General features: G+C 73.3%; 17 protein-coding genes. 4 read left to right on the plus strand and 13 right to left on the minus strand.

Annotated features, from left to right (window positions below; genetic code table 11):
* Window positions 1-11: 11 nt before the first annotated feature.
* The 7 genes from ABZ899_RS02710 to ABZ899_RS02740 form a co-directional block, all read right to left on the minus strand.
* Window positions 12-3854, minus strand: a complete 3843-nt coding sequence (locus ABZ899_RS02710) for a lipopolysaccharide biosynthesis protein (RefSeq protein WP_361339727.1) — start codon at window positions 3852-3854, stop codon at window positions 12-14.
* Window positions 3847-4647 (minus strand): polysaccharide deacetylase family protein, encoded by an 801-nt coding sequence (locus ABZ899_RS02715; protein WP_361339730.1) that lies wholly within the window; start codon window positions 4645-4647, stop codon window positions 3847-3849. Before ABZ899_RS02715 ends, ABZ899_RS02710 begins: the two co-directional genes overlap by 8 nt.
* The gene (locus ABZ899_RS02720) at window positions 4644-5648 is read right to left on the minus strand and encodes a glycosyltransferase family 2 protein (protein ID WP_361339733.1); all 1005 of its coding nucleotides are present in this window, start codon (window positions 5646-5648) and stop codon (window positions 4644-4646) included. Before ABZ899_RS02720 ends, ABZ899_RS02715 begins: the two co-directional genes overlap by 4 nt.
* Window positions 5645-6487 carry a glycosyltransferase family 2 protein gene (locus ABZ899_RS02725; protein WP_361339736.1) on the minus strand — a complete coding sequence of 281 codons (843 nt, stop codon included), beginning with the start codon at window positions 6485-6487 and terminating at the stop codon, window positions 5645-5647. The genes ABZ899_RS02720 and ABZ899_RS02725 overlap by 4 nt, the downstream gene beginning before the upstream one ends.
* Before the next feature lie 371 nt (window positions 6488-6858).
* On the minus strand, window positions 6859-7956 hold the full coding sequence (locus ABZ899_RS02730; RefSeq protein ID WP_361339739.1) for a GNAT family N-acetyltransferase: 1098 nt from the start codon (window positions 7954-7956) through the stop codon (window positions 6859-6861).
* 1 nt (window position 7957) lies between these two features.
* Window positions 7958-8383 (minus strand): hypothetical protein, encoded by a 426-nt coding sequence (locus tag ABZ899_RS02735; RefSeq protein ID WP_361339742.1) that lies wholly within the window; start codon window positions 8381-8383, stop codon window positions 7958-7960.
* 190 nt (window positions 8384-8573) lie between these two features.
* Window positions 8574-9782 (minus strand): S8 family peptidase, encoded by a 1209-nt coding sequence (locus ABZ899_RS02740; RefSeq protein WP_361339744.1) that lies wholly within the window; start codon window positions 9780-9782, stop codon window positions 8574-8576.
* A gap of 314 nt (window positions 9783-10096) precedes the next feature.
* Between ABZ899_RS02740 and ABZ899_RS02745 the strand changes: the two genes are divergently transcribed.
* On the plus strand, window positions 10097-10906 hold the full coding sequence (locus tag ABZ899_RS02745) for an SGNH/GDSL hydrolase family protein (RefSeq protein WP_361339747.1): 810 nt from the start codon (window positions 10097-10099) through the stop codon (window positions 10904-10906).
* A 14-nt stretch (window positions 10907-10920) separates the two neighbouring features.
* On the opposite strand, the gene ABZ899_RS02750 is transcribed toward ABZ899_RS02745, so the two are convergent.
* From ABZ899_RS02750 to ABZ899_RS02765, 4 genes are all read right to left on the minus strand, one after another.
* Window positions 10921-12537 carry a serine/threonine-protein kinase gene (locus ABZ899_RS02750; protein WP_361339750.1) on the minus strand — a complete coding sequence of 539 codons (1617 nt, stop codon included), beginning with the start codon at window positions 12535-12537 and terminating at the stop codon, window positions 10921-10923.
* A gap of 45 nt (window positions 12538-12582) precedes the next feature.
* Window positions 12583-14223 carry a nickel transporter gene (locus ABZ899_RS02755; protein ID WP_361339753.1) on the minus strand — a complete coding sequence of 547 codons (1641 nt, stop codon included), beginning with the start codon at window positions 14221-14223 and terminating at the stop codon, window positions 12583-12585.
* A complete protein-coding gene (locus ABZ899_RS02760) occupies window positions 14220-15725 on the minus strand; it encodes a tetratricopeptide repeat protein (RefSeq protein ID WP_361339756.1) in 1506 nt (501 codons plus the stop codon). The genes ABZ899_RS02755 and ABZ899_RS02760 overlap by 4 nt, the downstream gene beginning before the upstream one ends.
* Before the next feature lie 269 nt (window positions 15726-15994).
* Window positions 15995-17530, minus strand: coding sequence for a DUF4331 domain-containing protein (locus tag ABZ899_RS02765; RefSeq protein ID WP_361339758.1), 1536 nt, complete (start codon window positions 17528-17530; stop codon window positions 15995-15997).
* 209 nt (window positions 17531-17739) lie between these two features.
* Here ABZ899_RS02765 and ABZ899_RS02770 point away from each other — a divergent pair, with 209 nt between their 5' ends.
* From ABZ899_RS02770 to ABZ899_RS02780, 3 genes are all read left to right on the plus strand, one after another.
* Complete coding sequence (locus ABZ899_RS02770; RefSeq protein ID WP_361339761.1) at window positions 17740-18282, plus strand: sigma-70 family RNA polymerase sigma factor; 543 nt, start codon at window positions 17740-17742, stop codon at window positions 18280-18282.
* The gene (locus ABZ899_RS02775) at window positions 18279-19091 is read left to right on the plus strand and encodes an anti-sigma factor (RefSeq protein ID WP_361339764.1); all 813 of its coding nucleotides are present in this window, start codon (window positions 18279-18281) and stop codon (window positions 19089-19091) included. Before ABZ899_RS02770 ends, ABZ899_RS02775 begins: the two co-directional genes overlap by 4 nt.
* A 126-nt stretch (window positions 19092-19217) precedes the next feature.
* Window positions 19218-19487 (plus strand): hypothetical protein, encoded by a 270-nt coding sequence (locus ABZ899_RS02780; RefSeq protein ID WP_361339767.1) that lies wholly within the window; start codon window positions 19218-19220, stop codon window positions 19485-19487.
* A 233-nt stretch (window positions 19488-19720) separates the two neighbouring features.
* Here the strand turns inward: ABZ899_RS02780 and ABZ899_RS02785 are convergent, their stop codons facing one another.
* Both ABZ899_RS02785 and ABZ899_RS02790 read right to left on the minus strand, forming a co-directional pair.
* Window positions 19721-20503 (minus strand): ABC transporter permease, encoded by a 783-nt coding sequence (locus ABZ899_RS02785; protein WP_361339770.1) that lies wholly within the window; start codon window positions 20501-20503, stop codon window positions 19721-19723.
* Window positions 20500-21438, minus strand: coding sequence for an ATP-binding cassette domain-containing protein (locus tag ABZ899_RS02790; RefSeq protein WP_361339772.1), 939 nt, complete (start codon window positions 21436-21438; stop codon window positions 20500-20502). The genes ABZ899_RS02785 and ABZ899_RS02790 overlap by 4 nt, the downstream gene beginning before the upstream one ends.
* Window positions 21439-21491 lie beyond the last annotated feature (53 nt).

Genomic DNA, 21491 nt, shown 5'->3' on the forward strand with positions numbered 1-21491 from the left:
CCCGGCACCCGTCACTTGATCGTCAGGAACCGCTGCACCAGCGAGGCCAGCAGCACCGCCAGCAGCGGCAGCGAGAACCAGAAACTGCTCTGCAGCCGGCTCAGCTGCCGCACGCTCGGCGCGGTCGCCACCCGCACGATCTCCCGGGCCGCCAGCAGCAGGATCAGCGCGACGGCCGCGAGACCGCCGACCACCGACCACGGCGTCCATGTCACCTGCGGCCCGACCGGACCCGGATCGGCCTTCGGCACCGCGCCCGCCGGCTGCTCGCGCAGCGCGTACATCGTCACGTCCGCGTTGGCGAAGACCCGCTTCAGCTCCGGCCGCCGGTCCAGGTTCCGCAGCAGCCGGGTCTCCCACGTCGGCGAGTAGCCCACGTCCAGCCGCAGGAAGGTGACCTGACCGCGGTTGACCATCAGATACGAGTTCGGGCCCGCGTCCTTCAGCGCCTTCACCAGGCCCGACACCAGGACCGGGTCGGCCGGCGCCTGCGTCGGCAGATAGGAGACCTTCTCCATGTCCCGGGCGCCCCACGGCATCGCGGGCGTCACGTCCTCGACCGGATCGCTGCTCAGCCACAGCAGACGCAGACTCGGATCGTCATGGGCGTACACGTACTCCATGGCGGCGACCTCGCCCGGCCGCACCCGCTCGAACGGCTCGTTGCCCCACCGGGCCACCAGGAAGCCGCCCATGAGCACCAGCCCCGCCATGAGCGCGGCCAGCGGGGCGAGACTCACCCGGTCCCGCTCACGCTCCTCGGCGGTGACGCCGGTCCGCGGGAACAGGGCCAGCCCCGTGAGCAGGGCCGCCCCGGGCAGGGCGAACATGAAGACCCGCAGCGCCATCTCACCGCCGTACGACTGCATGCCGAAGCCGAGGAACGGCACGAAGGTCAGGATGAGCAGCGAGCGCTCCCGGTAGTGGTGGAAGCGCCGGCGCCACCAGCCCCAGCAGGCGAACGCCATCACCCCGCCGGCCAGCAGGACACGGACGTACAGCACGAGCCGGTGGGTCGAACTGCCGCCCTCGATCCTGCCGGAGACGGAGGAGGTGACGTTGCCGCCGACCCCGCCGACCCCGCCGAACAGTTCGTCGAAGTGCCCCGACCAGTACGGCTCGGCCAGGAAGCCGATCCAGGCGGTCACCATCACGCCGAACAGGACGGGCAGGCCGCGCAGTTCGCACCGGCCGAGAAGCACCAGCGCCGTCACCACGCCCAGCATCACGAACGGCGTCAGCTGGTGGGCCGGGACACTGGCCGCGAACAGCCCCATCACGACCGCCAGCAGCACGGCCCGCTGCCGCCGGTTCGCCGGTTCCACCTCCAGCTCGCCGGGCCGGCGCCGCGTCCAGATCACGCGCGGCGCGCGGAACCAGACCAGCAGGACCGCCGCGAAGACCAGGTACAGCAGATAGGTGAAGCCCTGCGGGGAGAAGTAGTCCTGGCCCACCCAGCCGGCGAGGACGAAGACCCAGACACCGGTCCACTTCGCCCGCCAGCTCGCCCGCATATGGCGCACCAGCAGGAACATCGGGACCAGGTACAGCAGTTGGACGGCCGTCGGCCACCAGCGGACCACCTCGGTCAGATCGTCGACCCCGCAGGCCCGCGCGGTGAACGCGGCCACCGCGAAGAATCCCGGCCAGCTCCAGCGCGCGTCCAGATCCGGGACGGCGGAGCCGGTGCGGTCGATGTAGTCGAGGAAGCCCAGGTGCTGCCAGGCCGTCGCGAACCGCGGCTCGGTCTCGATCAGCGCGGGCAGGGCGTGCAGCGACACCACCGTCGCCAGCAGGGTGACCAGCAGCAGGGCCCGGTGCTCGCGGTTCAGCCACAGCAGCGAGGCGAACACGACGGCCAGCAGGGCCGCCCCCAGCAGCGTCGGCGGCGGCAGCACCGAGATCAGCCCGAGCCCGCCCATGCGGTCCAGGTCGCTCTCGCCGAGCCGCAGCGCGGGCACCCAGTACAGCAGGAGCGCCGCGACCAGCAGGCAGCCCAGCACGACGCCGACCCGGGTCGGCAGCAGCCGCTCGCGCCGGCCGCCCGCGGGCGCGCCCCACCGCCGCTGCGGCTCCCCCGGACCGGGCGGCTCCGGTGCCGCTCCGGGTTCCGGCGGCGCGGCGGTCTCGTCGGGTTCCTCCACGGCGGCGGTCACCTCGCCCTTGCCCGCGTCGAACGCGTCCTCGAACGGCGCGTCCACCTCGGCGGGACCCGCCGACGCCTCCGAGCCCGGCTCGCGCCCCGACTCCACCGGCAGCCCGGCCTCCGCGGCGCGGGCCCAGGCGGGCCGGTGCTCCGGGCGCACGCGCGGAGTGCCCGTGGGCGGGGTGCCCGGTCCGGGCCGGACGTCGGGCCGGCGTTCCAGATGGTCGAAGTCGACGTGGATGCCCAGCGCGAGGGTGTCGCTGTCCAGCGCCCAGCCGGGCCCGCGTTTGCGCGCCCCGGCGGACGCCTCCCGGGTCCCCAGGTCGGCCAGGTCCCCGTCGGGGGCCGCGTCCTCGGGCACGTCCGCCCCGGAGCCCCGCACCGTCCGGTACAGCCGGGGCGCGGCGATCGCCACGATCACCGAGAGCGCGGCGATCTCGGCGACCCCGGCGCCCGTCAGGCCCATCCGGGGCAGCAGGAGCAGCGTCAGCCCGAGCACCAGGGCACACAACAGCCCCTGCAGCCACGCCAGTCCGGCCGTCCGGCTCTGCGCCCGCAGGACCGCGAAGTACGTCTCCATGACGACCCGCAGCAGCCCGCCCACCGCGAACCAGCGCAGCAGCGGGGTGGCCGCGTCCGCGTAGCCCGCGCCGAAGACGCCCAGGATCCAGGGCGCCCCGAAGAACAGGACCGCCGAGACCGGCAGCATGATGCGGGCCATGCGGGTCAGCGCCGCCCGGGTGTCGGCGGCCAGCCGCCCCGGGGCGTGCGAGCCCTCCACGGTCAGGGAGGCGCCCATGTTGATGGCGAGCAGGTTGACGGTGCCGCCGATGGTGGCGGTGATGTAGAAGTACGCGTTGTCTTCGGCGGAGACCCGCGCCGCCACGATCACCGGGATGAGGTAGACGACGGCGAGCGAGAACAGCGAGCCGGTGTAGTCCCCGGCCAGGAACCGGCCGACCTCCCGCAGCGACGGCGGCCGCGCGTGGTCCTCGGTCGCCGCCATGTGCCGGGGCACCAGTCGGCGGAACACCAGCCAGCCCAGCGGCAGCACCGACACCGCGATCGCCGCCACCCACGACAGGAAGACGCCGGCGGTCGGGATCGCCACCGCGAACGCCACCAGCAGCCCCAGCTTCACCGCCGAGAACACGGTGTTGCCGACGGGCACCCACACCGCGCTGCGCAGTCCGGTCAGCACCCCGTCCTGGAGGGTGAGCAGGTTCCAGGCGATGACGGCGACGACGAAGAACAGCCCGTTCAGCGGCCCGTGCAGGAACCGGTACGACGGCCCCCACAGGTCCAGCGTCAGCAGGAAGACCCCGGCGGCCAGCGCCACCACCACACAGCTTCCGGCGTACGTACGGAGGATCAGACGGCCCGTCGACCGCCCGGCCACCGGGATGAACCGGGCCAGCGCCCCGGTCAGCGTCACCGCCGTCAGCCCGGCGAGGAACTTCATCGCGGCGATCGCGGCCGACCCCTGGCCGACCGCGGACTCGGAGTAGTAGCGGGCGGCGGCCAGCCAGAAGCCCAGTCCCAGCACCGCCGAGACACCGGTGTTGATCATCAGGGCGTAGGCGTTGCGGAACAGCTGGCTGCCGCCGGAGGACCTGCCCAGACCGGGCAGGCGAAGGCGGCGCCCCGGCCGCCCGGGCGCCGGCGCGTCGGTCGAGGCGGGCTCGGTCGTGGTCGTCGTGTCAGACACGGGTACGGATGGCCTTCCGGCGGACCTGACGGGCTCTGCGGACCACGGCGTACCCCTTGGTCAGGGCGCGGTCCCTGGCGAACGTACGGGCGACGGCACGGCCTTCGACCAGCCGGCCGAACTCCTCGATGCCGGTGGCGCGGCGCACGGTGAGCCGGGTGAGCGCGTACGGCCCCTGCCGGCGCCGGGCGAGGCCGTTGTTGACGGCGAGCGCCTGGGCGTACCCGGTCTCCCGCACCGCCTCACGCACCCGGCGGCTGGAGTAGCCGTACGGGTAGGCGAACGAGGCCGGGGCGGTGCCCAGGTGGTCCGAGACGATCTCCTTGCAGAGGATCAGCTCCGAGCGGAGCCGGTCGTCCGGGAGCTGGTCCAGTTGCGGGTGGGTGTGGCTGTGACCGCCGATCTCGACGCCGGCGGACGCCAGTTCGCGTACCTGCTCCCAGTCCAGCATGGTGTCCAGGCCGCCGCCCATGTCGTGCGGGCCCTTCAGCCAGCCCGTGGAGACGAACACCGTGGCCGTGAAGCCGTGGGCGCGCAGCACGGGCAGGGCGTGCCGGTGCACGCCCGCGTAGCCGTCGTCGAAGGTGATCAGCACCGGCCGCTCGGGCAGCGGTTTCCCGGAGCGCCAGTGCTCGGCGAGCTGCGCCGTACGCACCGGCGTGAGGCCCAGGTCGCCGATCAGGGCCATCTGCTCCGCGAACGCCTCCGGAGCCACCGACAGCTCCCGGGTGGCGTCGTTCGGCGCGCTGGACACCGCGTGGTACATCAGGATCGGCACCCGCGACTCGCTCATCCCGTCCCCCCTCCGGCGCCCGGCGATCCCTCGATCCCGGCCACCGCGTACGTGGCGCCGCCCCGGCGCGCGCGGACACTCCCGACGACGTACCCGCCCGCCGCCGTCAGCACCCCCGCCACGATCGCGCCCGCCCGCCCCGCGCCCCCGGGCCGGGCGAGCAGCGCGTCCCGCAGACCGCGCGCCACCCCGGCCGGCAGGACCCGTGTGGTGTACCGGCGTTCGGACTCCAGTCCCTTGTCCGCGCCGACACTGCGGGCCACCAGGGCCTTCGACAGCCCCTCCGCGTAGGTGCGGGTGCGGAAGTACCGGAAGCGCTCCCGCGGACCGGGCACCCGGTGGTGGATGATCGCGCGGTCGTCGATCAGCAGCACCGCGCCGGGCCGTGCCCGGGTGAGCCGGATGCACAGCTCCGTCTCCTCGCAGCCCAGCGGCAGCCGGTCGCCGTCGCGGCCGATGCCGGTCGCGAAACCGCCCGCGACGTCGAACGCCGTACGGCGGAAGGAGGCGTTGCCGCCGAGGACGTTGCGCACCGTCGTCCGGCCGCCGGGCAGACCCCGGTAGGTGCAGCCCACGACCCAGTCGAACTCCTCCGGGAACCAGTCCGGCCGGCGGCCGGACGCCCAGATCGGCTCGGTGCGCCCGCCGACGGCCATGACCCGCGGGTCGTCGTACCCGGCCGCGAAGTACGTCAGCCAGTCCCGCTCGGCCACGGCGTCGTCGTCGAGGAACGCGACGACCTCCCCGCGGCACGCCGCGATGCCCGTGTTGCGGCCGGCCGACAGGCCGCGCGGACCCGCGTTGGCCAGCACCCGCACCTCGGGCGTCTCCTTGTACTCCTTGGCCAGCCGGTCCAGCAGCGCCTCGTTGTGGTCGACGACCAGCAGGGTCTCCAGGGCCGGGTACGCCTGCGCCCGCACCGAGGAGACCGCGGCGAGGATGTCCTCCCAGCGGTCCTCGGTGTAGACGCAGATCACGACGGAGATGCCGGGACCGCTCAAGACGTCTCTCCCCGGGCCTGGGAGCGCGAGCCGACCGAGGCCAGCACGGGGGAGTGCGCGGCGGCGCTGCGGCGGCGCAGCGCACGCCGGTTGGAGCGCTCCTTGAGGATGACCCTCAGCACCCGCAGGCCGTCGCGGACGGCCCGCAGATTGCTGGTGCCGTGGATGCGGAGGTACTCGTGGCTCGGTATCTCCTGCACCTTCAGCCCGGCCTTGACGACCCGGATGTTCATCAGGGTCTCGACCTCGAAGCCGGTGCAGTCGAGGTCGATCTTGTCCAGGCAGTGCCGCCAGAACGCGTTGTATCCGTAGCAGAGATCGGTGTAGCGGGCGCCGAACTTGCGGTTGACGGCCGTGCACAGCGCCCAGTTGCCCAGCTTGCGGATGAACGTCATGTCGTCGGTTCCGCCGCCGTTGGCGAACCGGGACCCCTTGGCGAAGTCCGCGCCCGAGACCAGGGCGGAGACATAGCTGAGGATCTCGTTGCCGTCGGCGGAGCCGTCCGCGTCGACCATGACGATGATGTCGCCGGTGGCCGCCTCGAACCCGGTGATCAGGGCGTCCCCCTTGCCCTTGCCGCGCTGGCGCACGACCTTGACCTCGGGCCACAGCTCACGGGCGACCTCGACGGTGGCGTCGGTGGAGTTGCCGTCCACCAGCACCACTTCGTGGATCCAGTCCGGCAGGGTCTTGAAGACGTACGGAAGGTTCTCCGCCTCGTTCATGGCCGGGATCACCACGCTCACCGGCGGTGCGATGGCCAGGTGTGAGGAGACGGGCCGGTACCCGGCCGGTGACGGATCGTGGCCCGCGACCGCCGGGCGCAGCACAGAACTCATGAGTCGGTCCCTCTCGTCCGGTGGACCGCCCGCCCCTGGGCGGCCCGGTGAAGTGTCCGGTTCGAAAGGGGGGTTGTGTCACCCGAGCACGGCGACTGTCTCTCCCCGTGCGTGTGGTGAGCTGGCATGTCTGGCCGGCCACCCTGAGAAGCGGCGGCCGGTCGCGCGGCACGACTCGGTCGACGGTGCGGACACCTTCACCGAGCACCCCCCTACCGCGTCCCGCTCCGGTGCCGTCCTGCGGTCCCTCGGTCCCTCCCCTGGAGCCGCGGGCCGACCGTCCGATGCGAGTGAGATGTACGACGGTATTGATGATTGCGCCTGTATGGCAAGGGCTGGAACCAGCTCTCGCATTTTTGTGGGTTTGGCCGTTACGTACGGCTCGAACGGATCTTCCCCATGCGTTTCAGGAGCCGGTCCGCCGGTCCGAAGAGCTCCGGCCGTGACTGCACGGTGTTGCGCAGCGCCCGGACCGGGGCACGCCGTGCCCGGTGTCCGAACGCGACCGGGTGACGCCGGGTCACCCACCCCTCCGACACCGTCAGCTCGCGTGTCTTCAGGGAGTCCTTGTACTCCTTCTGGCCCCGGCCGAGATCCAGGTGCGCGATGCCGTCGGCGGCCGCCGCCTCGGCCATGCGCAGATGCAGCACCAGGCCCGGCGAGTACTTCGAGAACGCCGGGTCGTAGGCCGGGAACCAGCAGGCCAGGATCCGCTCGCTGCGCAGCCCGAAGTGCGCGGCGACCGGCCGGCCGTCCGCGTACAGCACCGACAGGACGCCCGCGAACGAGTCCGAGCGGGTGTGGAACAGGTGCTCCACGAGCCGGGTGATCCACTCCTGCGCGAAGCGGTCGCTGCGGCCCGTCCTGCGGTACTGGGCCGACTTCCAGGACATCAGGGTGCGCAGCGCGGCCGGATCACGCTCGTCGTGCACGTACCGCACGCCCTCGTGGTCGCGGGCCAGCTTGCGCTCCTTGGCCAGGGTCGTGCGGGTGAACTTCGGCGCGTGCTCCCGCAGATGGGCCAGATAGGCGTCGTACCCCTGGTCGACGTCCATCACGGGCGACGGATAGCTGCCGGTGGCGGCCGGCGCGAACGCCGTCTGGCCGTCGACCAGGTGGTCGAACTCCCACACCGCGAGCCCGCACGCCTTCAGCAGCCTCTGGGTGTCGACGGTGAAGCCCGGCCGGTGCACGAGGCCCTGGGCGTCGGAGACACCGAGGCCGATGGCCCGGCCCACGCCCGTGGCGGTCCGCTGGAAGGGGAGGAACGCGGCCGGCTCCCCGCCCTCCCGGACGACCGCGATCCGCACCCCGCGCCGGCAGCGGCCCACGGCGAGCGCGAACTCCGGTGAGAGGAAGGGGTTGCCCAGCTCGGGCGCTCCCTGGAGGTGGGCCTTGGACTGGATGGAGGTCCAGGCCGCCCGGTCGGCGGCGCTGAGCTCGCCGGGGCGGTACACGCTGATGTCCACGTCAGACCGTCCGCTCTCGGGTGGTACGGCCACGCAGCCGCTGTGCCGTCACCAGCAGGAGGATGAGCGCGCTGATCGTGGTCACCGCCACGATCCCGCCGCGTACCGACCACTGGTGCAGGGCCAGCATGGCCTGGGCCACGAGCATGTCGAGGACGACGGCGCCCGCGACCGAGGTCACGACGCGGCCGAAGGGATCCAGCCCGCGCAGCGCGGCGGCGATCGCCGCGGCCGGTGCCGCGAGCAGGAAGAACAGGGTGAACGGGCCGCGCAGCGGCGAGTCGGAGCCGGCGAGCGCGAGGACCGCGCCGATTCCCCCCACAGCCGTCGCGGCGCCCGCGAGCAGTGGCGTCAGGTCCCTCCCCGGACCTGGTCGCGCACGCTCGGCGTCGTCGGACACAGCTGTTGTGCCATGGATGGTCTGCATTGGCGACTTTGCCCCCCGAAGCGCCGGATGCCGGGCTTCAATGTGGCTCAGGGGTATATCCGCCGTCAAGATGCCGATGGCCCCTTGACAACGGTTCGTCCTCGGTTCACGCGGGGGCGGCCCCCGGTGGTGTGACGCCTCCGGGGGCCGCTGGTTCAGATGGTGCGGTGGCGCAGGGTGCGCAGGTGTCTCACCGTACGAGCTTCAGGAGCCGGTTCGGGGAGCCGCTGCCCGGGCTCGTGACCACGTTGGCGGTGGCACCGGAGGTCAGGGCCGAGGCCACCGCGGCCGGGGTGGCCGAGGGGTGGCCCGCCAGGTAGACGGCGGCCGCTCCGGCGACGTGCGGGGTCGCCATCGACGTACCGGAGATGGTGTTGGTCGCGGTGTCGCCGGTGTGCCAGCCCGCCGTGATCGAGGAGCCCGGCGCGAACAGGTCGAGCACCGAGCCGTAGTTGGAGTAGCCGGCGCGGGCGTCCGTGCTGGTGGTGGCGCCGACGGTGATCGCCTGGGTGACCCGGGCCGGTGAGTACGAGGAGGCGTTGGCGCTGCTGTTGCCGGCCGCGACGGCGTAGGTCACGCCGCTGGAGATGGAGTTGCGGACGGCGGTGTCGAGGGCGGTGGAGGCGCCGCCGCCGAGGGACAGGTTGGCGACCGAGGGACCGGAGTGGTTCGCCGTCACCCAGTCGATGCCCGCGATCACGCCGGCCGTGGTGCCGGATCCGTTGTCGTCGAGCACCCGGACCGCGACGACCTTCGCCTTCTTGGCCACGCCGTACGTGGAGCCGGCGATGGTGGTGGCCACATGGGTGCCGTGGCCGTTGCCGTCGGAGGCGGTGGTGTCGCCGTCGACGGCGTCGTAGCCGTAGGAGGCGCGGCCGCTGATCTGCTGGTGGGTGATGCGCACGCCGGTGTCGATGACGTACGCGGTCACCCCGCTGCCCGCGCTGTCGGGGTAGGTGTAGGTGCCCGAGAGCGGCAGGGCGCTCTGGTCGATGCGGTCCAGGCCCCAGGGGGCGTTGCTCTGGGTGGTGTCGGCCAGGCGGACGGTCTGGTTCTGCTCGACCGACGCGACGGCCGGGTCGGCCGCGAGTCTCCTCGCCTCGGTGGCCGAGAGGGTGGCGGAGTAGCCGTTCAGTGCGGCGCCGAACGTCTTCCTCACGGAACCGCCGTACCGCTTGACGAGGCTCTTGCCCCTGCTGGAGGCGGCCTTCAGTCCGGCGGTGTCCTTGAGCGTGACGAGGTAGCTGTCCTTGACGGCCGTGGGGGAACCGGCCGCCAGGACCGTGCCCTCGGCCTGGGCGGCCTGGGCGGGCGGCGAGCCGATCCCGCCGACCAGGGCGGCGGCGGCCAGGCCGGATATCGCGGCGTACCGGAGCTTGGTGCTACGCAGTGGTGCCATCGCGGGGGAGTCCTCCTCAAGGCGGTGCGCAGGGGTGGTGCGCGCACATGTGGGGGGTGCGTGCGTCGTCGCACGCACGGCCTGGTGCGGGGAGTCCCGTACCGGGCCGAGGACAAGGCTCCGCAACGCCTGGCCGGCCGACAAGAGAGTTGACGACCTGTCAACAACCTTGCCATGTACACGAAATGAAACGCGGGCGCGAAAGGGTCCCTCGGACGGATGGCGCCCGGAAAAAGTTTTGGCATGAACACTTCCACTCAACACGCGTAGTTGGTACGACGGTTACGGCAGAGATCCTGCTATAGGGAGGTTCCATGAGACGTTCCCGACTTTCCGTACACGTCGCCTCGCTCCTCCTCGCCGTCGGTACCGCCCTCACCGGGGCTGCCACGGCGCAGGCCGCCGACACCGCCGCCGCGGGCGGCTACGTGGCACTCGGCGACTCCTACTCCTCGGGCCTGGGCGCCGGCAGCTACCTCGGCAACAGTGGCGACTGCAAGCGCAGCTCGAAGGCGTACCCGGCCCTGTGGGCCGCCGCCAACTCACCCTCGTCCTTCGACTTCACCGCGTGCTCGGGCGCTCAGACGGGTGATGTCACCGCCAGTCAGCTCGGCCCGCTCAGCGCCTCCACCGCCCTGGTGTCCGTGTCCATCGGCGGCAACGACGCCGGGTTCGCCGACATCATGACGACCTGTGTGCTCCAGGGCGACAGCGCCTGCGTCTCACGCATCAACACCGCCAAGGCGTTCGTCGACTCGACCCTGCCGGGCCGGCTGGACGCCGTGTACAACGCCATCCGCTCCCGGGCACCCGCCGCCCGGGTCGTCGTGCTCGGCTACCCCCGCTTCTACAAGCTGGGCGCCTCGGGCTGCGTCGGCCTGTCCGAGACCAAGCGCCGGGCGCTCAACGACGCCGCGGACCACATCGACGCCGCCATCGAGAAGCGGGCCCGCGACCACGGCTTCGCCTTCGGCGACGTACGGGCCGCGTTCGCCGGGCACGAACTGTGCTCGGGCAGTCCGTGGATGCACTCCGTGAACTGGCTCAGCATCTCGGAGTCGTACCACCCGACGGCCGCGGGCCAGTCGGGTGGATATCTGGCGGCGCTCAACTCCGCCAGTTGAGCGACCCGCTGCGGCTACGCGTCCGGTGACCCGCCGGACGACGGCGAGGCCCCGCCCGACGGGGTCTCGCTCGCACAGGTCACCGAGAACGGCACCGAGGCGGACCTCGTCCGCACCGGATCGCGCACCTCGACGGCGATCTCGCTCGCGAACGTGCCGCTCTCGTCGTACGTCGTCAGGAACACCCTGTCCTGCCTGGTCCGGTCGCCGCCCGCCGGGAAGGGCAGGGTCTTCCAGCCCTCGTCCAGGACGTCGCCGTCCTCGGACACCCAGCGGTAGGTGACCTGCGCGGGCAGCCTGCCCACCGTGAACGTCGCCGTGAACGACGGGGCCTGGCCGCGAGGCGGCGGACAGGCACCCGAGTAGTCCGTGTGGGAGCCGGTCAGCGACACCCGCACGGACTGCGGCGCGGCCGGCGGCGACGCGCTCCGGCTCGGGCTCGGCGACGCGCTCGGCTCCCTGGTGGCGGGCTCCTCCTTCGTGCCGGTCTCCGCCGTCCGCCCGCCCGTCGCGGTGGCGGTCTCCCCGCCTGCGCTCCTCCCGCCGTCGTCGCCCCGGTTGAGCAGCGCGTACGTCAGTCCCCCGACCGCGAGGGCCAGGACCACGACGCCCGCGATCAGCACCGGCGCGGCCCGCCGGTCGCGTCCGGAGCGCACCGGAGCCGTGCCGGCCACCTGGGCGCCGGTGGGCCGGGTCGGGCCGGGCGGCGGCACCGGAGCGGTCGGGGCGGTCCCGGACGGCGCGGGGAACGCGGCGATCGTCGGGGCGTACGGCGCCGCCCCCGCACCGCCGCCGCGAGGCGTGCCCCCGGCCGCGACGACCCGCAGGTCCTCCTGCGCCCGCGCCGCCGGCAGCCGCTCGGCCGGATCCTTGCGCAGCAGACCCTCGATGACAGGGGTCAGCGGACCGGCGCGGCGCGGCGGCGGCAGCTCCTCGTCGACGATGGCGCGCAGGGTGCTGAGCGGAGTGTCGTGACGGAACGGCGAGTTGCCCTCCACGGCCGCGTACAGCAGCACGCCGAGCGACCACAGGTCGGACTCCGGGCCGGGCGTACGGCCCAGCGCCCGCTCCGGCGCGAGGAACTCCGGGGAGCCGATGACCTCGCCCGTCATGGTCAGCGCCGAGCTGCCCTCGACCATGGCGATGCCGAAGTCGGTCAGCACCACGCGATCGTCGTTCGACAGCAGCACGTTGGCCGGTTTCACGTCCCGGTGCAGCACCCCCGCCCCGTGCGCGGCGCGCAGCGCGGACAGCACCTCGGCACCGATGTGCGCGGCCCTTCGGGGACTCAACGGGCCCTCCGCGTCCAGCAGTTCCGCCAGAGAGATGCCCCGGACCAGCTCCATCACGATCCACGGCCGCCCGTCCTGGGTGGCCACGTCGTACACCGTGACGACATTGCGGTCGGCGACCCGCGCCGCCGCCCACGCCTCGCGCTCCAGCCGGGCGTACATCCGCTCGACGTCCGAGGAGGCCAGCCCGGCGGGTGCGCGGACCTCCTTGACGGCCACCTCGCGGTGCAGCAGCTCGTCGCGGGCCCGCCACACGGTCCCCATGCCGCCCTCGCCGAGCGGGGAGAGCAGGCGGTAGCGGCCCGCGATCATCCGGTCAGCGCCATGCTCTTCGGACACGGGCGTCCCCCCTTCGCATCCGTGCGCATTCTCCACAAAAGTAGCTCAGCCGAGTGCGGATGCCGCCCCCTGGACCACGAGTCCCGCCCCGATCAGGACGACGAGCACCGCGGACGCCAGCGGCGCCGTACGGCGGACGAGGACCGTCACGGGATGGGTCAGCGCGCGCGGACGCCGGTCCAGCACCCGCATCGCCCCTGTACCCAGCCGGACGACGGCGAACCCGGCCGCGGTGAGCGTGAGGGCCAGCCCGGCGCCGTAGGCGACGACGAGCAGCAGCCCGAACCAGGCCTTGCCGAGGGCGGCGGCGCCGACCAGCACGACGACGGCGGACGGGCTGGGGACGAGCCCCCCGGCGAAGCCGAGCAGGATCGTGCCGCGGAGGGTGGGAGCGGTGGGGTGCGTGTGGGGGACGCCGCCGTGGGTGTGGGTGTGGGTGTGACCGTGGTCGGCGTGTTCGTGCACATGGTCGTGGGGGTGCGCACGGACGTGGTCGTGGGGATGGGGGGTGACCGGCGCGGCGGACGGTTCCGGGGCGGCGCCGACCAGCACCGGCCGGCGCACGGGGGCATGACCGGGCGCGGGCTCACCTGGGTGGGGATGCGGGTGCGGGTGGCTGTCGTGGTCGTGCGGGTGCGGATGGCCGGGAGCGCGCAGCCGCCAGGCCCGGCGGGCCAGGGTCACGCCCGCCGCCGTCACCAGGGCGCCGCTCGCGACCCCCAGCCAGGTGACCACCGAGGGCGCCGCCGCCGAACCCGCGGTGACCAGCAGCCCCAGCGCCACCACGCCCAGGGTGTGGGTGACCGTCACCGAGGCGGCCAGCGGCAGGACGTCCCGGAGCCGGGCCCGGCCGCCGCGCGCGGTCGCCACCGCCGCCATCATCGTCTTGCCGTGCCCCGGGGCGAGCGCGTGCAGCGCGCCGAGGAAGAGCGCGAGGAGCAGGGCGAGCGCCGCGAAGCCCACGGTCAGCTCGCGGCGGGAGACCAGGTCGTCCAGGGCCCGCGTCCAGCGATCGGCGCCACGCGGCAGGACGGACGAGGACTCCGGGGCGTCCGCGCCGGAGACGGCGAGGGCCGGGCCGCCGGGCCGCACCTGCAGGGACGCCGCCCTCGTGTCGGCGGGGGAGGACAGCAACTCCCGCGGGTACGCGGTCAGTTTCGCGGACGCCGACTCCTTCGGCACGTCCGAGGCGGTCAGCGTCGTCCGGTCGCCGCGCGCCGTGATCTCCCGCCAGCCGGGCCCGGTCCCGCCGCCCGCGCCCTTGAACTCCAGCGCGAGCGGGACACCTCGGGGAAGCGGTGCCGTCAGCCCGCACTCCACCCGGAGCGTGTCGAGCCCCGCCTGGCCGGGCCGCACGCGCACTTGAGCGCTCGTCACCGTCAAGGGGGTCTCGCGGCCCTCCACGGTGACCGCGCTGTCCCGCGCCGCGCTCACGCAGCGCTGCCGGGCCCAGGCCGTCGGACCCGCCTTCTCGATCGCGGGCCCGGCCTGGGTCGCCGGAATCTCGGCCAGGTCCTCGACATGGTCGACGCGCAGCTCCCCGGGAGCGACCACCAGGCCGTCGTACCGGTTGACCGTGAAGTTGCCGAGGGGGTGCGCGCTCGCGGGCGACGAGGGCACCAGGGTGAGCGCGCAGGCCGCCGTGAGGACGGCGGCGCCCGTGGCGGCGAGCCGGCGGAGGGTCACTGGTCCGCCTCCAGGGCCTTGAGCGCCGCACGCGCGTCGCGGGCGCCCAGCGGTGCGAAGCCCGGGTTCAGCTTCAGTGCGGCGCGCAGATGCGTACGGGCGTCGTCCACGCGGCCGGTGGCGCGCTCGATGATCCCGCGGTGATGGAGGAACACGGCGTTGCGGTAGCCGGTGGCCGTGGCCCGGCGGGCGTACGGCAGGGCTTCGTCGTCCTTGCCGTTGACATGCAGGGCCCAGGCGAGGGCGTCCGCGGTGTGCACGGTGCGGCGGCGGTCCCACTCGGCGCGGGCCGCCCGCAGCGCCGCCGCCTTGTCTCCGTGGTCGGCGGCCGCCAGCGCGGTGTCCAGGTCGGCGTCCACGCCGTTGGCGCGGGCCAGGGACGTCCAGGCGTCGACCAGGGCGTACTGGTCGGCGGCCGCGGCCCGGTCGCCGGCCGCCTCGTACAGCTCGCCCAGGGCGACGAGCGGACCGGGCAGGGGGAAGCGGGCGACGACGTCCTTCAGGCCCGCGATCGCGCCGGCCCGGTCCCCGCTCGCGGCCCGGGCGCGGGCCCGGCCCTCCAGCGCGGGGACGTAGTCCTCGTCGGCGGCGAGCGCGCGGGCGTAGTGGGTCAGGGCCGTGCCGTAGTCGCCCTGGTTCCAGGCGAGCTGGCCGAGCTGGGTGGCGACATAGGCGATGTCGCCGGGGGCGGACGCCGAGGACAGCGCCTGCTCCAGCACGCGCCGGGCCGTGCGGACGTCGCCGCGCAGTTCGTGGACGTAGGCGTAGCGCGTGAACACCGGGATGCCCGGGCGGCGGTCGTCGGCGGTGTCCGCGGCCTCGGCGGCGTCGCGGTACCGGCCGAGTTCGACGAGCGCGTCCACCCGTACGCACAGGGCGCGTTCGCTGTAGGGGTTCTCCTTCAGGGCCCGGTCGGCGAGGGCCAGGGCGCCCTCGAAGTCGTGCCGGGCGGCCGCGAGGGCGGCGCGGCCCGCCAGGGCCTGGTCGTTGCCGGACGCCAACGCCAGGGAGCGCTCGAACGCCCGCTCGGCCTGCGGATAGCGGGAGGGGTCGCCCTTCGTCCGGGCCTGTTCGACGTAGGCCAGGCCCAGGGTGGCCCAGCCGCCGAAGTCCCGTGGCTGGTTCCGCAGATGGGACTGGAGGGCCGTGATGCCCTCGTCCAGGTCCCCGGAGGCGAGCAGACCGGGGGAGACGGCCGCCGAGGCGGGGGCGACCCGCGGAGCGGTTCCGTCGCCCGCGGCGCCGAGTGCCACCGAGCCGCCGGTGACGGCCACGGCCAGCAAAGCCGCGCAGCCGGTGAGGTGCAGGGCGCGGCGGCGGGCGGCGGCGAAGCGGCGCAGCGCGGCGACCCGGCGGCCGTCCTGCGCCCCGGCCCCGCCGTCCGCGGTGGTCCCGTCCTCCGGGGGCCCCGCCCCTTCGCCCCCGGCCGGGGCCGCCGTGTCCGGACCCGCGTCACGGTCGGGCCCGGGGTCCTGCGGGGTGTCGTGCGTGGGCGGGGCCATGCCCCCTCCTCGTGGGTCTCGAAGCGGTGGTGCTCGTCCGGTGTGGCGCGGCCCGCGCCGTGGGGGATGGGTACGTCACGGGCCGCGCCGGTCGACGGCCGGTACGCGGTCGGCCAGGGCCTTTCGTTTGGATCGTCCCGGCGTCGCGGGGTCCGGCACGCGCATCTGCGGCGTTGTCGTCATTCGCCGTGCAGCCGCACGCACCAGACCCCGCTCGGGCACGTCACCATGTCCCGTCGGCCACAGCCGGGCTGATCCAGACGAAAGGCCTAGTACGCCCGGTCCCGCATCCGGCGCCACCACAGCAGGGCGCCGCCGATCAGCAGGATGCCCAGGGCGCCGGCGCCCGCCGATCCGGCGATCAGCGCCGTGTTCCCCATGCCGCCCGCCGCCCCGGCCGGCTGGAGCGCGTCGCCGAGCTGGCTGCGGACGTCGGTCTCGCCGTCCGTGCCCTTGGCGAGCGGTCCGCGCGAGCCCTCCGTCGGCAGGGCGACGTACGGGAAGGACTTCTCGAAGTCCTTGTCGTTCTTGTCGACCGCGTCGCCCAGGTCGTTCTTCGAGCCCAGCAGTTCGCCCTCGACCACCTGGAGGGAGGCGTCGATCACGTCGTCGGTGAGCCGGCGGCCGTTCGGGAAGCCCGCGTTGTCACCGTCGAGCACGCCGAGCCGCTTGGGCTTGTCGGTCGGCTTGATCGAGGTGTTCAGGCGCAGCATCTCCGAAGGCGTCACGTGGGGCGGCTGGTTGAGGCCCTTGACGCCCTTGAGGAAGACGTCGACCAGGTCGTTGCGCGGCTCGGCGGGTGCCGGGATCTTGTAGATCGCCTCGATGAGCTTCGGCAGTTCGGGGTTGGTCACGTTCTTGAGGAACCTGGCGTCGTCCCAGGGCGCGGACGCGTTGAACCGGTCCTTGTCCTTGAGCGGGTTGACGACCTCGTTGACCAGCGGGCTGCCCAGGCGCGAGACCTGCTCGAAGTAGCCCTTGGCGTTCTTGCGCTGGGTCGTCGACCAGATGCCGACGATCGGCTGGTCCGCCGACTCGGCGAGCATGTGGTTCGGGACCTGCAGGGCTATGGAGTTGACGTTGTAGCCCTTGAGGGTGTCGTTGCCGACCTCGGAGAGGTTCCCGCCGTACAGCAGGTCGAAGACCCGCAGGTCCAGGAAGAACGGGTCGTCGGCCTGGCCGGCGAACGCCGAGGTGCCGCCGTGGAGCTCGTGCACGGCCTGCTCGCGCAGCTTCGCGTAGTCGGGCATCGACGCCTTGCCGACGTTCGACGGCGCCACGGGGACGTCGTTGGCGACCTTCGTCTTCGAGACCAGGTGCTGGTCCTTCAGCTTCAGCAGCTCGATGTCGTACGTCTGCGTGATGTTGAGGTCGGGGTCGTCGAGACTCTCGACGGGCCCTGTGTTGTAGAGGAACGTCTTCTTGTTCTTGACGTGCGTGTCGAACGTGAAGCGGTAGAGCAGCTCGCCCTGCGCGTCCCCGTTGTTGTCGATGTGGATGTCGTACTGGGCGTCCTCGGCGAACGGGAAGAAGTTCGGTCCTCCCGCGGGCTCCTCGAACGGGATCCAGTTCGCCACGATCGTCGTCGTGTCCGGCTTGTCCGGGCTGACGAACGCGTACACGTCCGTGTTGTCGTACTGCGGTGTCCCCGAGATCAGCGGGGCCTCGCGGTGGCTGGAGGCGGAGGCCGCCCCCGGTTCCAGCGCGGTCACACCGGCGGCTGCGAGCCCGCCGGCGGCCAACGCACCGCATACGAGGGTCGCGAGTCCCCTGCGTCCCGCCCCGCTCCTGGAAGTAGGTGTCATGCCGTCCGTCCTCAGTGCCAACTTGCCTGACGCATCGGGATTCGGAGTGGGGGCGGGGCCGGATTGGTCGATCCCGAAAAGAATTTCCGTGCCCGTCCGACCCGCTTTTTCGGCTCCTCGATCCGTAACCCCATCCGGAGGTGTGTTCGTTGCGAAGACCTCGTGGGACGGAACGGCCGAGATGCGGTCTGGCTGGAGGGGGAGGCGAGTTGGACGCGGACGAGCTGCTGGTGCTCGTGGCGGGCGGTGACCAGAAGGCGTTCGAAGACCTGTACGGGCTGGTCTCGGGACCGGTCTACGGACTCGTACGGCGGGTCGTGCGCGACCCCGCCCAGTCGGAGGAGGTGGCTCAGGAGGTGCTGCTCGAACTGTGGCGGTCGGCCGCGCGGTTCGACCCGCGGCGGGGCAGCGCCCTGTCGTGGGTCCTCACCCTCGCGCACCGCCGCGCCGTCGACCGGGTGCGCAGCGCCCGCGCCGCCGGCGAACGCGAGCAGCGCGAGGCCCTGCGCTCCGGGCAGCCCGCCTTCGACCACGTCTCCGAGGAGGTCGAGGCCGGGCTGGAGCGCGAGTGGGTGCGCCGCTGCCTGGAACGCCTCACCGCCCTCCAGCGCCAGTCGGTCACCCTGGCCTACTACGAGGGGTACACCTACCGTGAGGTCGCCGAGCGGCTGTCCCTGCCGCTGGGCACGGTCAAGACCCGGATGCGCGACGGACTCACTCAGCTGCGCAAGTGCCTGGGAGGAGTCGCATGAGCTTCGTCGCCCGCCTGCTGAGGCGCGAGGACCTGCACTCCCTCGCCGCCCCCTACGCCCTGGACGCCCTGGAGCGGGCCGAACGGCAGCGCTTCGAGAAGCATCTGAGTACGTGTGAGGTCTGTGCGGCCGAGGTGCGCGCGCTGACCGAGGACGCCGTCCGGCTGGCCTGGTCGACGGCCGCGGCCCCGCCGGCCGCGCTGCGTGAGCGCGTGCTGTCCGCCGTACGGACCCTGCCGCAGGAGAGCGCCGGGGGGCCGGCCCGCGCGCGTGCGCGCCAGTTGCCGCCGCATGTGTGGGGCGGCCAGCCGCCGCCGCGCGGCCGTGCGAGCCGCCGCCCGCTGTTCGTGCCGTTCGCCACCGCCACCGCCGCCGCGGCACTCGTCGTCGCCTCCCTGTTCGCCGTCCAGGCGAACGAGGCGCGGGACGATCTGGCCGCGCAGCGGGCCCGGGCGAGTGAGATCGCCGACGTTCTGGGCGCGCCCGACGCCCGCGCGAGCACCGGCGAGGACGCGAAGGGCCGACGGATCGGAGTGGTGGCTTCCGCATCGGAGGGGCGCGCGGTCGTCACTCTGAGCGGATACGGTCATCCCCCCGGCGGCCGGGTGCATCAGCTCTGGCTCATGCGCTCCGGCGCGCAACCGCGCTCCCTCGGGCTCTTCGAGGGCGACACGCCGCTGATCGCGTCGGGTCTGGGCACCTCGTCGACGTCACTGGCCGTCACCGTCGAGCCCGGCGGAGGATCTCCGCAACCGACCAGCCAGCCGATTGTCCAACTCGCCCTGAAATCGGTCGGATTCGAAGGGTAATCGCCTACGGGTCGTCAACACCCTTACGGGGAAGGTGAATCCTGTGACCGCGATACACGCGTGCTCCACCGGGACGATAGGGTTAACCTGCCCGGGCCGGGTGGACTCGTACGGGTGGGGAGTGACATGGATCAGATAACAGTGCGCAGCAGGGCCAGGGTCCCTGCGATCACCTGCGGGAGCAGCGCGACCAGTTCGCGCCTCGACCGCCATCTCGCGGTGCTGGCGGGTCCCGCCGTGCCCCAGCGGGAGGCTGCCGAGGCGACGTCGCTGATGCGTGAGCTGACCACGCGGGACACCGTGCACGAGCGCAGCGACCGGACCGCGCGCGTACGCCGCGTCTCGCTCTTCGCCCCGCTGCGCAGGCTCCGTCGCTCGCTGTTCGGCGGACACTGACCCGCACGGGTCACCGCCGAGCGACGTCTCCAGGCCCGTACCCGGCCGGCCCTTCCGTCCCGGTGCCGCCGCGCTGTCGCCGCCGTCATCCCCACGGCACCGCAGTGGCGTCCCGGAGTGCCACCCGGGTGCGGGCGGTTCCCCCGGAATCCACCCCGCGCTCACCGGCCCCGTCCTCCCGTGTCACGTCACGGATGTCGACGGGGCCTTCGCCGTGCCCCCGGCGGGGCCGCTCAGCCCTCTCCGCGCGCGTACCGGCGCACCGCGAGCGGCATGAACACCGCGAGCAGCACCGCGCACCAGGCCAGCGAACCGGCGACCGGGTGTGCGACGGGCCAGGCGGACCCGTCCGGTACCGGCGCGTCCCCGAACAGCTCCCGCAGCGCCGTCGTGACCGCGCTGATCGGATTCCACTCGGCGACCGTGCGCAGCCACCCCGGCAGCCCGTCGGCCGGGATGTAGGCGTTGGACAGCAGGGGCAGCAGGAACGTCGCCCCGCCCAGCTGCCCCGCGGCCTCCTCGCTCCGGGTGAGCAGCCCCAGGAACACCCCGATCCACGTCATCGCGAACCGGAACAGCAGCAACAGCCCCAGCGCGCCGCCCGCTCCGAGCGCCGACCCCTCGATCCGCCAGCCCACCGCGAGCCCGGTCAGCAGCAGCGGCACCGTCCCCACCGCGGTCACCACCAGATCCGCGACCACCAGCCCGAGCGGAGCCGCCGCCCGGCTCATCGGCAGCGTCCGGAAACGGTCCGTCACGCCCCGGTGCGTGTCCTGCGCGGCCTGGAACATGCCGGTCATGATCCCGTTCGCCGCGGTCGCCACCAGCAGACCGGGCAGCAGGAAGGACCGGTACCGCTCGCCCGGCATCGCGAGGGCGCTGCCGAAGACGTACCCGAAGAAGAGCAGCATGCTGATCGGCATCGTCTGGGTGAGGATCAGCAGCCCCGGGTTGTTGCGGACCCGCCGCAGCTGCCGGCCCAGCATCGCGCCGCCGTCGTACACCAGTGCGCTCATGCCGCATGCTCCTCGGTGAGGCGGAGGAAGACGTCGTCGAGAGTCGGCGGCCGCAGGCTCGCGTCGACCAACGGCACGCCCGCCGCGTCGAGTTCGCGGACGAGGCGGGGGAGGGTGAGGGTGGCGTCCCGGGTGAGGGCGCCCACGGCCCGCCGCTCGGGATCGAGCGAGGGCTCGGCGCCGGTGAGCCGGTCCAGAACCGCCGCGGCGTCCACCATCGTGCCCACGTCGCCGACCACCACCTCGACCTGCGTGCCCAGGACCGCCTTGAGCCGGGCCGGTGAGCCCGTGTGCGCGATCCGCCCCCGGTCCAACAGCGCGATGTCGTCGGCGAGCTGGTCGGCCTCCTCCAGATACTGCGTGGTCAGCAGCACGGCCGTGCCGTCCGCGGCCAGCTCCCGCACCGCCTCCCGGATCCGGCCCCGGCCCGCCGGATCGAGCCCGGTCGTGGGCTCGTCCAGGAAGAGCACATCCGGACGGCGGACGAGGCTCGCCGCGAGGTCGAGGCGGCGGCGCATCCCGCCGGAGTAGGTGGACGCCGGCCGGTCGGCGGCCTCGGTCAGCCCGAAGCGGTCCAGCAGCTCGTCGGCCCGCCCGGCGGCCCCGCGCACCCGGTGCAGCCGGGCGAACAGCCGGAGGTTCTGGCGGCCGGTCAGATCGCCGTCGACGCTGGCGTACTGGCCGGTGACCCCGATGTGGCGGCGCACGGCCGCCGGATCGCGGAGCAGGTCGTGCCCGGCGACCCGGGCCGAACCGGCGTCCGGCCGCAGCAGCGTGGCGAGCAGGCGTACGGCGGTCGTCTTGCCGGCGCCGTTCGGTCCGAGCAGGCCGCAGACCGTGCCCCGCGCGACGGCGAGATCCAGCCCGCGCAGGGCCTCGACCGCACCGAACCGTTTGCACAGACCTTCACTAAGTACAGCGTACGTAGAAGTCATGGCCCGACCATAGCGCACTACGTACGCTGTACGTAACTAGGATGGAGGTCGAG

Source organism: Streptomyces sp. NPDC046859, from assembly GCF_040645135.1.
Lineage (GTDB): Bacteria > Actinomycetota > Actinomycetes > Streptomycetales > Streptomycetaceae > Streptomyces.

Coding starts and splice junctions, on each gene's coding strand:
- ABZ899_RS02715 (WP_361339730.1), bottom strand. CDS start 4,647: ATGAGCGAGTCGCGGGTGCCGATCCTGATGTACCACGCGGTGTCCAGC.
- ABZ899_RS02725 (WP_361339736.1), bottom strand. CDS start 6,487: ATGAGTTCTGTGCTGCGCCCGGCGGTCGCGGGCCACGATCCGTCACCG.
- ABZ899_RS02735 (WP_361339742.1), bottom strand. CDS start 8,383: ATGCAGACCATCCATGGCACAACAGCTGTGTCCGACGACGCCGAGCGT.
- ABZ899_RS02740 (WP_361339744.1), bottom strand. CDS start 9,782: ATGGCACCACTGCGTAGCACCAAGCTCCGGTACGCCGCGATATCCGGC.
- ABZ899_RS02745 (WP_361339747.1), top strand. CDS start 10,097: ATGAGACGTTCCCGACTTTCCGTACACGTCGCCTCGCTCCTCCTCGCC.
- ABZ899_RS02760 (WP_361339756.1), bottom strand. CDS start 15,725: ATGGCCCCGCCCACGCACGACACCCCGCAGGACCCCGGGCCCGACCGT.
- ABZ899_RS02765 (WP_361339758.1), bottom strand. CDS start 17,530: ATGACACCTACTTCCAGGAGCGGGGCGGGACGCAGGGGACTCGCGACC.
- ABZ899_RS02775 (WP_361339764.1), top strand. CDS start 18,279: ATGAGCTTCGTCGCCCGCCTGCTGAGGCGCGAGGACCTGCACTCCCTC.
- ABZ899_RS02780 (WP_361339767.1), top strand. CDS start 19,218: ATGGATCAGATAACAGTGCGCAGCAGGGCCAGGGTCCCTGCGATCACC.
- ABZ899_RS02785 (WP_361339770.1), bottom strand. CDS start 20,503: ATGAGCGCACTGGTGTACGACGGCGGCGCGATGCTGGGCCGGCAGCTG.
- ABZ899_RS02790 (WP_361339772.1), bottom strand. CDS start 21,438: ATGACTTCTACGTACGCTGTACTTAGTGAAGGTCTGTGCAAACGGTTC.